Here is a 14,327-nt window from a genome sequence, read left to right as displayed (position 1 = left end):
AAGCATACGGGGGGCCTCTGACACGCAGCCTGTCCGCGAGTCGATCAGTGGATGGGGTGAATGCACAGCGTCTCGGTGCAGAATGAGTGCGATGTCAGCACTTCTCGAGGCACCGCGCGAGACCCGAGAGCCCCAACCGCGCCGGAGGCCGAGAATCCGAACGGGCCTTGCTGTCTTCGTCTGCGTTCTGGCCCTCGCTCTCGCCGCCGGAACGGCTCTGCACGTGCTCGCCCCCGAGCTGTTCGGGTTCAGTCTCGTGGTCGAGTCGGCGCTCCCCTGGTTCGGACTGGCCATCCCGGTGCTGTTCGTGCTCGCGTTCATCAGCCGCGCCAAGGGTGCCGTCATCGCGGCACTGGTGCCGGCGCTGGTGTGGTCGGTCATGTTCGTGCCCGCGATCGTTCCGCTTTCCTGGAGTGCGCCCGCGGCATCCGGTGACACCCTCACCATCGCCAGCCAGAACGTGGAAGCCGATTCAGGAACCGCCGCCGATTCGGCCACCGCACTCGCGGCATCCGGAGCCCAGGTGATCGCTCTGCAGGAGATGGACTCCGACGCCCGCGACCAGGTCGAGGCCGTGCTGAGCGACAAGTACCCCTATTCCTACGGAATCGGCACGGTGGGTGTATGGAGCACCTACCCCATCCTGAACGCCCAAGCTCTCGATCTCGGCCTCGGCTGGCAGCGTGCCATCGCCGCCGATCTGCAGACGCCCACGGGGCTGGTGAGCATCTACGTCATCCACGCGGCATCCGCTCGGCCCGGCGAGCACGCCGATCGCGACACGATGCTCGCGAACCTCGCCGACTACATCCCTCGTGACGAGAACGACCGCATCCTGATGGTGGGCGACTTCAACGCCGGCTCCTCCGACCGCAACATCGCGGGGCTCACCGGTCAACTGAGCGAGGCCAACCAGTCCGGCGGCGGCTTCGGCTTCACCTGGCCGGCAGCCATGCCCATCACGCGCCCCGATCACGTGCTGCAGCGCGGCATGGAGGTCACGTCGAACAGCACCCTGCGGGCCGGCGCCTCCGACCACCTGGCAGTGCTCACCACTCTCAACCTGTAGCGCCCAACCTCGTGGCGGGCGCCGACCGTCAGTTCGCGCCCGACCTCCTGGCGGGCGCCGACCGTCGGTTCGGGAGCGTCGAAACGACGAGCGACGCCGCGGCGAAGGGCGCCTGTTCGGCGTCAGGGGTGCGGGGCGGGCGACACGAGGCGGTCGGCGAAGCCGGCCTTGCGGGCGGCCGCGTAGGCCGCCGGGAGGGCCTCGACCAGGGCGTCGATCTCGGCGGGGGTGGTTCCGTGGCCGAGGGTGAAGCGGAGGGCGCCACGCGCCTCGTCGTCGGGCACGCCCATCGCCGTCAGCACGTGCGAGACCTCCGGCACCCCCGCCTGGCAGGCCGAGCCCGTCGACACCGAGAAACCCTGCATGTCGAGGAGGAACAGCAGCGAATCGCCCTCGCAGCCCGGGAACGTGAAGTGCGCGTTGCCCGGCAGCCGGCCCGCAGGCGACGGATCGCCGCGCAGCACCGCATCCGGCACCGCCGCCCGCACACCCGCGATCAGCCGATCACGCAACGCCGCGAGCTCCGACACGAACCCGTCGCCCGCCCCCGCGAACCCGTCCTCCCCCGCCAACTCGTCGCCCGCCCCCACGAACCCGTCCCCCGCACCCGCGTCTGCCGCACCCACGAACCCGTCGCCCGCGCGAGCGAGCGAAGCACCGCCTGCCTGCGGCACCCGGGCAGCCTGCGGAACCAGGGCGGCCGCGGCCGCAAACGCCACCGCGCCCGCCACATCCTGCGTGCCCGACCGAACCCGCTGCTGGTTGCCGCCGTGGATCAGCGGCTCAACGACACTCCGCCGCGCCACCACGAGCGCCCCGACCCCCACCGGACCACCGATCTTGTGCGCCGATATACTCAGCGCATCCGCCCCCACCGACGCGAACGAGATCGGCAGGTACCCGTAAGCCGCGACCGCGTCGACGTGCACCGGCACCCCGGCACTGCGCGTCACCGCGGCGAGCGCCGCGACATCCTGAATCGTGCCCACCTCGTTGTTGGCCCAGAGCAGTGACACCAGGGCGACGGATGCGCCGTGCTCGGCGAGCGCCGACGCCAAGACCTCAGGTGACAGCCGCCCCAGCGAATCCACCGGCAGCTGCACGACGCGCGCCCCCTCGTGCCGCGCGAGCCACTCGACGGCGTCGACGGTGGCGTGGTGCTCTCCGCCCGGCACCAGCACGACGGGCCGCGACCCCCCAGCCTCAGACCCCTGCCGCGCCCAGTACAGCCCCTTGATACCCAGGTTGATCGACTCGGTTCCCCCCGAGGTGATGATCACCTCGATCGGCTCGGCCCCGAGCGACGCGGCGATGACCTCGCGCGATTCCTCGAGCATCCGTTTCGCCTGCTGCCCTTGACTGTGGATCGACGACGGGTTGCCCACGAGACCGAGCGCGGCGACGTAGGCCGAGCGAGCGGCCGGGATCATCGGCGTGGTGGCGGCGTGGTCGAGGTAGACGGGCATGGATTCCTGCGGATTTCAGCGGATCATCGGTGACAACTACTCTAAGTCTCATGACTGCGGCCGATCCGTTCGCTCGGATGGGCGTTCGACAGACTTCTCACGGTGGCGAGATCCGGGTGTGGTCGGAGAACGCCACGACCATCGACCTCTGTCTCTACGACGACAAAGACCCGAACTGGATCGTGAAGACCGTTCCGCTCACCCGCGACGCGGCTTCGAACGTGTGGACGGCCCGCACCCGCAGCCTGACGCCCGGCCGCCGCTACACCTTGCGCGTCGACGGCCCGACGGGCCCGGATGCGCCGATGAACGCCTTCGACCCGGAGATCGCGCTGCTCGATCCCTACTCCCGCGGATTGGTGCGCTCCGGCCGCGAACAGTGGCGGAGCGTCGTGATCGACGAGGAGTTCAACTGGAACGGCGTCACCAAACCGCAGACCCCGCTCGACCACACCGTCATCTACGAGGCGCACGTGAAGGGGCTGTCGAAGCTCAACACCCGCATCCCCGAGCACTTGCGCGGAACCTACGCGGGCCTGGCCCACGAGACCAGCATCGGCTACCTGAAGGGCCTCGGCGTCACGGCCGTCGAACTGCTGCCCGTGCACGCCTTCGTCTCCGAGCAGCGACTGCAGAAACAGGGCCTCACGAATTACTGGGGCTACAACACCCTCGGCTTCTTCGCCCCGCACAACCTCTACGCGAGCCGCGCCGCGCAGGCCGAGGGGCCGGGAGCCGTGCTCCGCGAGTTCAAGGGCATGGTGAAGCTGCTGCACGAGGCGGGACTCGAGGTCATCCTCGACGTGGTCTACAACCACACCGCCGAGGAGGGTCGGGGCGGACCCACCTCGAGTTTCCGCGGCATCGACAACGCGCGCTACTACCGGCAGACCAGCCGCGGCGACTACATCGACGTGACCGGATGCGGCAACTCCATCGACACCGCGACCCCGGCCGTCTCGCGGATGATCCTCGACTCGCTGAAGTACTGGGCGAACGACGTGCAGATCGACGGCTTCCGATTCGACCTCGCGGCCACCCTCGGGCGCAACGAGGACAACTACTTCGACCACGAGCATCCGCTCATCAAGGGCATCGTCGACGACCCCGAGCTCGCCGGGGTGAAGATGATCGCCGAGCCGTGGGACGTGGGCATGGGCGGCTGGCAGACGGGCAACTTCCCCCGCGGGTGGTCGGAGTGGAACGACCGCTTCCGCGACCGGATGCGCAAATTCTGGTTGCGCGACATCAAGTCGATCCGCGAGAACGGTTCGCCGGGAGACGGGGTCGGGATGCTCGCCACGCGCATCGCCGGGTCGTCGAGCACCTTCGCACAAGCCCGCGGCCCGCTGGCGTCGGTCAACTTCGTCACCGCCCACGACGGGTTCACCCTCGCCGACCTCACCGCCTACAACGTCAAGCACAACGTGGGCAACGGGGAGGCGAACCGCGACGGCAGCGACAACAACATGTCGTACAACCACGGCATCGAGGGCCACACCTCTTCGCGCACCATCGAGTCGACGCGGCGGCGCGCCATGCGCAACCTGATGGGCACCCTGCTGCTCTCGGCCGGAGTACCGATGATCACCGCCGGCGACGAGTTCGGGCGCAGCCAGAAAGGCAACAACAACGCCTACTGCCACGACTCCGAACTGACCTGGCTCAGCTGGGACAGGCGCACCTGGCAGAAGGATCTCTGGCGCACCACCCAGCACCTGCTCCGGATGCGCCGCGAGAATCCCGCACTGCGACCCGTGCGGTACGGGGTGTTCGGCGAGCGCACACCGAGCGCCAGCCAGATGGACTGGTACGACGCAGCCGGCGAATCGATGTCGGTCTCCGATTGGAACTCACCCGAGAACCGCACCCTGATCTACGTCGCGGCCTCGACGCCCGAGCACGAGGACTTCAACCGCATCCTCACCGTCATCCACGGCGTCGAAGCGCCCGAGCGGGTGACGCTGCCCTTGCACGACGACGTGTCTGCTTACGAGCTGCTGTGGGATTCGGCACAGGACGTGCCGTCGGCCCACCAGGCGCCTGTTCCCCGCTTCGCGCCCGGGCAGGTGGTGGACGTCGCACCCACCTCGATGCAGTTGTATCGCGCGGTGTAGGGGCTGGAACTGGGGTTCTCAGAGGGTTCCCCGCGCCCGCGGCGATGGAACTCGGTACCGCCCCGCCACTGCCCGCGCTGAGCTGCCCTACCGGGTAGCTCGGCGCTCGGTGCTCGCGCCGCCGCTTCTGCGGCGCGAGGCGACATGTTCGGCTGAGGTCGCTGACGCGGCCTCGGCCTCACCTTAGGCCGGCTAAGCGCGGCCCGCGGCTTGCTGCGCCGTTCCCCTGCCCCTTGGGAGGAGGAGGGCCAGGAGGGCAGCCAGCGCCAGGGCTGCGGCTCCCACCCAGATCGCCGGGGTTGCGGCATCCACGTAGCCGGTGGGAGTGAACGTGCCGCCGGCGCCCGTGAAGATAGCCGTGAGGGCGGCTATGCCGAGGGCGACACCGATCTCCCGCAAGGTCGAGTTGGTGCCCGAGGCCTTCGCGTTGTCCTGCGGGGTCATGTTCGCGAGCACGGCCGTCGACGAAGGGGCGAACACCAAGCCCATGCCGACACCCGCCAAGATGAAGGCCGGCAGCAGGGTGCCGTAGGAGACATCCGCAGCCATCCTAGAAGCGAACCAGCCCACACCGATCGCCTGCAACGCCAGCCCGACGACGATCAGCAACCGGGTGCCGACCCGCGGTGCGATGAACCCGGCGAGCGGCGCGATGACCATGGGCGCCAGCGTCCACGGCATGGTCTGCACACCGGCCTCCAGCGGCGACGAGCCCTGCACGATCTGCAAGAACTGAATCAGGATGAAGATCGACCCGAAGATGCCGAAACTGAACACGAGCCCCACGACGTTGGCCACCGAGAAGCTCCGATCGCGGAACAGCCGCAGCGGCAGCAGTGGATTCGACACCCGCGACTCCCACACCACGAAGGCCGCGATCAGCGCCGCGCCGCCGACGATCGAGCCCAGCACCTCGAGGCTCCCCCACCCCGCATCGTTGCCCCGGATGATGCCGTAGACCACCCCGAGCACGCCGACACCGGCGAGCACCACGCCCACGATGTCGGCCCGGAGACGAGCGCCGAACGAGTTCGGCAGCGCGAGCAGCACGAGCGGGAAGGTGACGATGCCGACGGGAACGTTGATCCAGAAGATCGCGTCCCAGTTCCACCCTTGGATGACTGCGCCGCCGACGAGCGGTCCGAGCGCCACGCCGAGCCCGGAGATGCCACCCCAGATCCCGATGGCCAGCGGACGCATCCGGGCGCTGACCGAGCCGACGAGCAGCGTGAGCGACAGCGGCATGAGCGCCGCGGCACCCGCTCCTTGCACGGCACGGGCGGCGATGAGCATCCAGGGCTCCGTGCTCACGGCGCAGAGAGCCGACGCGACCGTGAAGATGCCGATTCCCCAGAGAAAGACGGTGCGGCGGCCGAGCCTGTCGCCCAGCGCTACCGCGAAGAGCATGAGGCTGGCGAAGCTGAGGGTGTAGGCGTTGACGAACCACTGCAGCTGTTCGACCGAGGCCGAGAGCTCCTCGCCGAGAACCGGCAGCGCGCTCGTCACCACGAGGTTGTCGAGGGTGGCCATGAACATGGGCAGCGACGCCGCCACGATGGCGAGCCAGACGGGGATGCGGCGCCGCCGAGCCGCGCCCGCCGACGATGCCTGAGCGACCGGGCCGGTCGCTGATTGTGTGATTGCCAAGGAGCAATCCTTTCAAGAAGTAGGTAATCGGATGATTACAAGTGTCACCCTAAGTAATCAACTGATACCATGTCAAGGGTGACCGAGAAGAAGCCCCGAATGGCGGCCGACGAGCGCCGCTTGCTCGTGCTGGATGCCGCGTCGACGGTGTTCGGCAACGCGGGCTACGCAGGCGCGACGACCGACATGGTGGCGCGCGCGGCCGGCGTCAGCCAGCCCTACGTCGTGCGGATGTTCGGCACCAAGGAGCAGCTCTTCCTCGAGGTGCTGCATCGCGCGCTCGACCGAATCATCGCGGCCTTCCGCGAGGCGATCGCCGGCGACCCCGAGGTGCCCATCGCCCGGCGTCTCGGCAACGCATACTTCACCCTCACCGCCGATCGCAGCATCCTGCTGAACCTCATGCACGGCTTCGTGCTCGGTGCCGACCCGGTGATCGGCCCGCGGGCGCGATGCGGCTTCATGGACGTCTATCGTCTGCTGCGCGAGGAGGCGGGAATGAGCGCTGAAGAGGCATCCGAGTTCCTGGCGGGCGGCATGATGGCGAACGTCGTGTTGGCGGTGCGGCTGTTCGACGACTACGCCGGCGACCCCGCCGTGCGCGAGCTGATGGGCACGGTGTTCCCCGAGAAGCTCGATCTCATCCGCAAGGGCCACCCGCCGCTGCCCACGAGCATGCCGCCACGCTCCGGGTGACTAGTTTTTGTGCAAATAGCGATGACCGACCCCATATAGGGCATCGGTCATCGCTATTTGCACAAAAACTCGTCAGTGCGCGACCGCGATGAGCCCCAACTCGGCCGCTGACGCCAGATTCGCGTGCTTCGGCACCACCCGCACGGTGTACCCGAATGAGCCGGCTCGCGCGAGCTCCACCGTTCCCGAGTAGACGAGCGGCGAGTCGTCGGACTGCGCGGAGGGGTGCGCGTCGCCGAGGTGCGGCGTCGACAGCTCCACCGTCGCCGCATCGCTCAGGTCGTCACCGTGCACCGCGTGCCCGTAGACGACCTCCACGGCGACGTCGCGCGGCGTGAGCCCGCCGAGCTGGATGTGCGCCCGCACGTGCAGCACGTCGCCCACCTGGGGCGTGTCGTCGAGTCCACCCGACTCCACGTGCACCACCGAGATGCCCGGCCAGGCCGCGCGAACCCGCTCCTTCCACTCCGACAGCTCCCGCGCCGCCTCGTGGTCGTCGGCGGACATCACGCGTTCGGCCGCAGCGGCCGGGATGTAGAGCCGCTGCACGTACTCGCGCACCATGCGATCGGCGCTGAGTTCGGGCGACAGGGTGGAGAGGGTGTGCCGGATCGACTGCATCCAGTGCCCGGGCACACCGTCCGAATCCCGATCGTAGAAGCGCGGAGCGACCTGATTCTCCATCAGGTCGTAGAGCGCCTCGGCCTCGAGGGTGTCGCGTTCCTCGGCATCGCCCGCCGAGTCGGCGGTGGGGATCGCCCACCCGTTCTCGCCGTCGTAGTACTCGTTCCACCAGCCGTCGAGAATCGAGAGGTTGAGGCCTCCGTTCAGCGCCGCCTTCATGCCGGAGGTTCCACAGGCCTCGAGCGGCCGCAGCGGGTTGTTCAGCCAGACGTCGGTTCCCGGATAGAGCACCTGGGCCATGCCGATGTCGTAGTTCGGCAGAAAGACGATCCGGTGCCGCACCTCGGGGTCGGAGGCGAACTGCACGAACTTCTGAATGAGCCGCTTGCCCTCCTCGTCGGCCGGATGCGACTTGCCGGCCACCACGAGCTGGATCGGCCGCTCGGGGTTCAACAGAATCGACTTCAACCGTGCGGGGTCGTGCAGCATCAGCGTGAGTCGCTTGTAGGTGGGCACGCGGCGGGCGAATCCGATGGTCAGAACCGAGGGGTCGAGGAGGCTCTGGAACCAGGCGGGCGGGATGGAGTCGGGGTTCTGGTCGCGCCAGGCTTCCGTGACCCGGCGGCGGGCGTCCTGCACCAGCTGGCGCCGCATGTCTCCGCGCACGGCCCAGATCTCCGCATCCGTCACCGCGTCGGACGACCAGTCCGCCGCGGTCGTGTCGCCGGTGCCGAGCTTCGTGCGCGCGAGCTCCTGCAACAGAGGGTCGGTCCAGGTGGGAGCGTGCACGCCGTTCGTCACCGAGGTGATCGGCACATCGGCGCGGTCGAATCCCGGCCAGAGGCCGGCGAACATGCCTCGGCTCACGGCGCCGTGCAGCTGGGAGACGCCATTGGCCCGCTGTCCGAGTCGCAGGCCCATCACGGCCATGTTGAAGACGTCGGGCGAACCACCGTCGTAGTCCTCCGCGCCGATCGCCAGTACCGACTCGACGTCGAGGCCCGGCAGCATGTCGGTCGAGAAGTACCGCTCGACGAGCGAGCGCTCGAACCGGTCGATGCCGGCCGGAACCGGCGTGTGCGTGGTGAAGACCGTGCCGGCCCGCACGACCTGCAGCGCCGCATCGAAGCTCAGTCCGCCACCGATGAGGCTCGAGATGCGCTCGAGACCCTGGAATCCGGCGTGCCCTTCGTTGGTGTGATAGACCTCCGGCATCGGCGAATCGGTGAGTTCCGACACCACCTCGAGGGCGCGCACTCCGCCGATGCCGAGCAGCAGCTCCTGCAGCAGGCGATGCTCTCCCCCGCCGCCGTAGAGGCGGTCGGTGACGCTGCGCAGGTCGTCGTCGTTGTCGGGGATGTCGGTGTCCAGCATGAGCAGGCGCACCCGGCCGACCTGGGCCTGCCAGATGCGGGCGTACAGCGCGCGATCGCCGGGCAGGGCCAGCACGATCTGGGCGGGGGTGCCGTCGGCGAGTCGCAGCACCGAGAGCGGCAGGCCGTCGGGGTCGAGCACGGGATAGCTCTCCTCCTGCCAACCGTCGCGCGAGATCGCCTGGGTGAAGTAGCCCGAGCGGTAGAACAGGCCGACGCCGATGATCGGCACTCCGAGGTCGGAGGCGGCCTTCAGGTGGTCGCCGGCCAGGATGCCGAGCCCACCCGAATACTGGGGAAGGGCGGCCGCGATGCCGAACTCCGGCGAGAAGTAGCCGATCGAGGCCGGGCGCGGCCCTTCGAGCCCCTGATACCACCGCGGTTCGCGGAGGTAGGCGTTCAAGTCGTCACGCAGGCTGTTCGCCCAGGCGACGAACCCCGGGTCGGCCGCGAGCTGTTCGAGCCGCTCCGGGCCCACGGCGCCCAGCAGAGCGACCGGATCCCCCTGGGTGGCGCGCCAGTCGTCGGGCGAGATGTGGGCGAAGATCTGCCGGGTCTGCTCGTGCCAGGCCCAGCGCAGATTCGCGGCGAGCTCCCCCAGCGCCTGGAGCGACTCCGGCAGCACGGATCGGACGGTGAACCTGCGGATCGCCTTCACGCGAGAATCTCCTTCATCGGCGCAGCAGCGCCGGTCGAACGATCACCGCCGGGTTGCAGGGAGACGGCCCTCGCTAGCCTAGGGCGTGCGCAGGAGAACTGCCCCTCGCCGGCAGCAGGCACGCACCTGACGAGCGCGTGAACATCTCCGATACTCGCCCCGGCCCGGGAGCAGCGCACCGTTGCGTGAGAGTGCTTTGTCGGTAGGGTCGGACTGTGGCAGCAACTCGAAACGACACGGCAGCGGCACCCTTCGAGCCCGCGGTAGGGCGGATTCCGATCCTGGAGGTCTTTCCCCAGGTCGAAGGCGGGCGCTGGCCGGCGAAAGGCTACGTCGGGGAGGTCATGCCCTTCGGCGCACTGGTGTTCCGCGAGGGCCACGACGCCGTCGGCGCGCACCTCGAACTCGAAGCCCCTGACGGCACCCTGACCGACCGTCCCCTCACCCGTACGCACAGCTGGGACGACGAGTGGCGCGGTCTCGCGCAGGTCACGAGCGTCGGCGACTGGCGCTTCCGCATCCGTGGTTATTCGGATGACTACGCCACCTGGGAGCACAACGCCACCATCAAGATCGCGGCCGGCATCGACACCGAGTTGATGTTCGCCATCGGAGCCCAGCTGTTCACGCGGCTGGCGGGCGAGGCCGAGCGCTCGGCCACCGACCGCCAGCTGTTCGCCCGGGTCTCCGCCCAGCTCACCGAGACCGCAGGCCCCGCCGCCGAGCGTCTGGGCCTGGCTTACGGCCCCGAGGTGGCGGAGGCCCTGCAGCGCCGGCCCGCGCAGAGCCTCGTCACCCACTCCGACTGGATGCCCCTGCGCGTCGAGCGCACACGGGCGGGCTCCGGTGCCTGGTACGAGTTCTTCCCTCGCTCGGTCGGCGCCAAGCAGGCCGCGAACGGCAGCTGGAAGAGCGGCACCTTCCGGAGTGCGGCCAAGCGGCTTCCGGATGTCGCGGCCATGGGTTTCGACGTGCTCTACCTTCCGCCCATCCACCCGATCGGCGAGGCCTACCGCAAGGGCCGCAACAACACCCTCGACCCGCAGCCCGGCGACCCGGGCTCGCCCTGGGCGATCGGCGGTGCCGCCGGCGGCCACGACGCCATCCACCCCGATCTCGGCACGGTCGCCGACTTCACGTACTTCGTGAAGGCGGCGAAGAAGGTGGGGCTCGAGATCGCCCTCGACTTCGCCCTGCAGGCCTCCCCCGACCACCCCTGGGTGAAAGCGCACCCCGAGTGGTTCACCACGCTTCCCGACGGCACGATCGCGTACGCCGAGAACCCGCCGAAGAAGTATCAGGACATCTACCCGATCAACTTCGACAACGACTCGTCGGGCATCCGCGCCGAAGCGCTGCGCATCCTGGAGTACTGGATCGGGCTCGGCGTGAAGATCTTCCGGGTCGACAACCCGCACACGAAGCCGCTCGATTTCTGGGAGTGGATCATCCACGAGGTCAACACCGCGCATCCGGAGGTCGTCTTCCTCGCGGAGGCCTTCACCCGCCCGGCGCCGATGCAAGGGCTCGCGAAGGTCGGCTTCCAGCAGTCGTACACGTACTTCACCTGGCGCAACACGAAGACGGAGATCGAAGAGTTCTTCACCGGGCTCGCCCAGGAGACGGATGCCTTCTTCCGCCCCAATCTCTTCGTGAACACGCCCGACATCCTCACCGAGTTCCTGCAGTTCGGCGGGATGCCGGCCTACCGCATCCGTGCGGTGCTCGCAGCGACCGGCGCCCCCACCTGGGGTGTCTACTCGGGGTTCGAGCTGATCGAGAACGTCGCTCGGCCGGGCGCCGAGGAGAACATCGACAACGAGAAGTACGAGTACAAGGCGCGCGACTTCGCCGGAGCCGCGCAAGACGGGCGTTCGATCGTGCCCGACATCACGCTGCTGAACGAGATCCGCCGCGCCCACCCCGCACTCGGCCAGCTGCGCAACCTGCGCTTCCACGGCAGCGACGACGACTCGATCGTGGTCTACTCCAAGCACCTCGACGGCGAGTTCACCCCCGACGGGGTCTCCGACACCCTCATCGTGGTCGTCAACGTCGACCCGCATTCCGTGCGCGAGACCACCGTGCGGCTCGATCTCGAGCTGCTCGGCCTCCCGGCCGGGGCGAGCTTCGAGGTCACCGACCTGCTCTCCGGAAACGTCTGGGAATGGTCGGCCGACAATTACGTGCGACTGGATGCGTTCACGCAGCCCGCGCACATCCTGCACCTCACCCCCGGCTCCGGTCGGCACAACGAAGGCGGCGCATCCTGATGGCCTCACCCGACGGCTCCATCGCCCTGACCCTCCCCACCATTCCCGAAGAGGTGCTCCAGCGGGTCGCCACCGGGTCGTATTACAACCCGCACGAGGTGCTCGGTCAGCACCTCGTGAACGCGGCGGGCGTCTCCGACCCGGTCACGGTCATCCGCACCCTCCGCCCGCTCGCCAGCGAGGTGTCGGCGGTGCTGGAGAACGGGGCTCGCACGCAGCTCACCCACCTCTTCGACGGCATCTGGCAGGGCATCACCATCACGGGCCTGAACGACTACGTGATCGAGGCGCGCTACGACGACGGCAGCGTCTGGACGGCCGACGACCCCTACCGCTTCTCGCCCACGCTCGGCGACCTCGACCTGCACCTCATCGGCGAGGGCCGGCACGAGAAGCTCTGGGACGTGCTCGGCTCGCGCGTCGAAGAGAAGCAGGGCGTCGATGCGGCTTCGGCCGGAACCGCCTTCGCGGTCTGGGCGCCGCATGCCAAGGCCGTGCGCGTGATCGGCGACTTCAACGGCTGGGACGGCGTGCGCCACGCCATGCGCAGCCTCGGCGGCACCGGGGTCTGGGAGCTGTTCATCCCCGACCTCACGACCGGTGGCAACTACAAGTTCGAGATCCTCACCCAAGGCGACCAGTGGGTGCGCCGGGCCGACCCGATGGCCCGGTACACCGAGGTGCCGCCGCTCACCGCATCGGTGATCGGCACCAGCTCCTACGCGTGGGATGACGGCGAGTGGATGCGCACACGGGCCGCCACGAACCCCCACACCAGCCCGATGAGCGTCTACGAGATGCACCTCGGTTCGTGGAAGAAGGGGCTCGACTACCGCTCGGTCGCCGACGAACTCATCCCCTACCTGCAGCATCTCGGGTTCACGCACGTGGAGTTCATGCCGCTGGCCGAGCATCCGTTCGGCGGCTCGTGGGGCTACCAGGTCACCTCGTACTACGCGCCCACCTCGCGATTCGGCCACCCCGACGACCTGCGCTACCTGATCGACCGGCTGCACCAGGCGGGCTTCGGCGTGCTCATGGACTGGGTGCCTGGACACTTCCCGAAAGACGAGTGGGCGCTCGCCCGGTTCGACGGCGAGGCGCTGTACGAGCATCCGGACCCGCGTCGCGGCGAACAGCCCGACTGGGGCACTCTCGTGTTCAACTTCGGCAACAGCCAGGTGCGCAACTTCCTGGTGGCCAACGCGCTCTACTGGCTCGAGGAGTTCCACATCGACGGACTGCGCGTCGACGCCGTGGCGAGCATGCTCTACCTCGACTACTCCCGCAAGGAGGGCGAGTGGCTGCCGAACCAGTACGGCGGGCGCGAGAACCTCGAAGCGATCAGCCTGCTGCAGGAGGTCACCGCCACGGCCTACAAGACGAACCCGGGCATCGTGATGATCGCCGAGGAGTCGACCTCGTGGCCCGGCGTCACCCACCCCACCGATCGGGGCGGCCTCGGCTTCGGCATGAAGTGGAACATGGGCTGGATGCACGACTCGCTCGGCTACATCGAGCAGGATCCGATGTATCGCAGCTACCACCACGGCGAGATCACCTTCTCGTTCCTCTACGCCTTCAGCGAGAACTTCATGCTGCCGATCTCGCACGACGAGGTCGTGCACGGCAAGGGCTCGCTGCTGCAGAAGATGCCGGGCGACCACTGGCAGAAACTCGCCAACCTGCGGGCCTACCTCGGCTTCATGTGGGCGCACCCGGGCAAGCAGTTGTTGTTCATGGGGCAGGAGTTCGGGCAGCCGTCGGAGTGGAGCGAAGAGCGCGGACTCGACTGGTGGATTCTCGACCAGCCGGTTCACCAGCAGCTGCTGGGGCTCGTGTCACGTCTGAACACCGTCTACCGCGAGAATCCTGCACTGTGGGCGCTCGACAACGAGCCGGCCGGTTTCGAGTGGATCGACGGCGGGTCGTCGTCACAGAACCTCGTGTCGTTCCTGCGCTGGGACTCCGAGGGCAACCCGATCGCCATCCTGATGAACTTCTCGGGCAACCCGGTGGGGCCGTATCGCGTCGGCCTGCCGTTCGGTGGCCGGTGGGACGAGCTGGTCAACACGGATGCCGTGGAGTACGGCGGGTCGGGCGTCGGCAACTACGGCACCGTCGAGGCCGAGTACGTGCCGTGGTCGGGGCGTCCGGCGTCGGTGGAGTTGACGCTGCCACCTCTTGCGGCCCTGTATCTCAAGCCTCACAAAGGGTAGTGACGCGGAGGGCGGCGGGTTTTCACCTCCCGCCTAGGGGTTGAGCGGAGCTCAAAGGCGGCGGGAGGCAAAAACCCGCCGCCCTCCGCTGCGCGTTCGGTCCGAAGAGGGAACGGAACGGCATCGCAGGCAACAGGCCGCTCCCGAACGACCCAGGGTGAGCGCGAGGCCGCGAAGCGACCTCA

General features: G+C 68.5%; 8 protein-coding genes. 5 read left to right on the top strand and 3 right to left on the bottom strand.

Annotation, left to right across the window (positions count from 1 at the left end; genetic code table 11):
* Positions 1 to 91 precede the first annotated feature (91 nt).
* Complete coding sequence (locus N1027_RS10860; protein ID WP_259507641.1) at positions 92 to 1,069, top strand: endonuclease/exonuclease/phosphatase family protein; 978 nt, start codon at positions 92 to 94, stop codon at positions 1,067 to 1,069.
* A gap of 122 nt (positions 1,070 to 1,191) precedes the next feature.
* Here N1027_RS10860 and N1027_RS10855 read toward each other — a convergent pair whose 3' ends face one another.
* Complete coding sequence (locus N1027_RS10855) at positions 1,192 to 2,535, bottom strand: cysteine desulfurase family protein (protein WP_259507639.1); 1,344 nt, start codon at positions 2,533 to 2,535, stop codon at positions 1,192 to 1,194.
* 50 nt (positions 2,536 to 2,585) lie between these two features.
* On the opposite strand from N1027_RS10855, the gene glgX reads away from it, so the two are divergent.
* On the top strand, positions 2,586 to 4,652 hold the full coding sequence (glgX, locus tag N1027_RS10850) for a glycogen debranching protein GlgX (RefSeq protein ID WP_259507637.1): 2,067 nt from the start codon (positions 2,586 to 2,588) through the stop codon (positions 4,650 to 4,652).
* 192 nt (positions 4,653 to 4,844) lie between these two features.
* On the opposite strand, the gene N1027_RS10845 is transcribed toward glgX, so the two are convergent.
* The gene (locus tag N1027_RS10845; RefSeq protein ID WP_259507635.1) at positions 4,845 to 6,299 is read right to left on the bottom strand and encodes a DHA2 family efflux MFS transporter permease subunit; all 1,455 of its coding nucleotides are present in this window, start codon (positions 6,297 to 6,299) and stop codon (positions 4,845 to 4,847) included.
* A gap of 78 nt (positions 6,300 to 6,377) precedes the next feature.
* Between N1027_RS10845 and N1027_RS10840 the strand changes: the two genes are divergently transcribed.
* On the top strand, positions 6,378 to 6,995 hold the full coding sequence (locus N1027_RS10840) for a TetR/AcrR family transcriptional regulator (protein WP_259507633.1): 618 nt from the start codon (positions 6,378 to 6,380) through the stop codon (positions 6,993 to 6,995).
* Between the two features lie 72 nt (positions 6,996 to 7,067).
* On the opposite strand, the gene glgP is transcribed toward N1027_RS10840, so the two are convergent.
* Positions 7,068 to 9,650 carry an alpha-glucan family phosphorylase gene (glgP, locus tag N1027_RS10835; protein ID WP_259507632.1) on the bottom strand — a complete coding sequence of 861 codons (2,583 nt, stop codon included), beginning with the start codon at positions 9,648 to 9,650 and terminating at the stop codon, positions 7,068 to 7,070.
* A gap of 215 nt (positions 9,651 to 9,865) precedes the next feature.
* Between glgP and N1027_RS10830 the strand changes: the two genes are divergently transcribed.
* Together N1027_RS10830 and glgB are read left to right on the top strand one after the other, a co-directional pair.
* A complete protein-coding gene (locus tag N1027_RS10830) occupies positions 9,866 to 11,923 on the top strand; it encodes a maltotransferase domain-containing protein (RefSeq protein ID WP_259507630.1) in 2,058 nt (685 codons plus the stop codon).
* Positions 11,923 to 14,142, top strand: coding sequence for a 1,4-alpha-glucan branching protein GlgB (gene glgB, locus N1027_RS10825; protein WP_259507628.1), 2,220 nt, complete (start codon positions 11,923 to 11,925; stop codon positions 14,140 to 14,142). Before N1027_RS10830 ends, glgB begins: the two co-directional genes overlap by 1 nt.
* The last annotated feature ends 185 nt before the right edge of the window (positions 14,143 to 14,327 follow it).

It is taken from the genome of Herbiconiux aconitum, from assembly GCF_024979235.1.
Lineage (GTDB): Bacteria > Actinomycetota > Actinomycetes > Actinomycetales > Microbacteriaceae > Herbiconiux > Herbiconiux aconitum.
This window is presented reverse-complemented; position numbering and strand designations above follow the sequence as displayed.

Coding starts and splice junctions, on each gene's coding strand:
- glgX (WP_259507637.1), top strand. CDS start 2,586: ATGACTGCGGCCGATCCGTTCGCTCGGATGGGCGTTCGACAGACTTCT.
- N1027_RS10860 (WP_259507641.1), top strand. CDS start 92: ATGTCAGCACTTCTCGAGGCACCGCGCGAGACCCGAGAGCCCCAACCG.
- N1027_RS10855 (WP_259507639.1), bottom strand. CDS start 2,535: ATGCCCGTCTACCTCGACCACGCCGCCACCACGCCGATGATCCCGGCC.
- glgB (WP_259507628.1), top strand. CDS start 11,923: ATGGCCTCACCCGACGGCTCCATCGCCCTGACCCTCCCCACCATTCCC.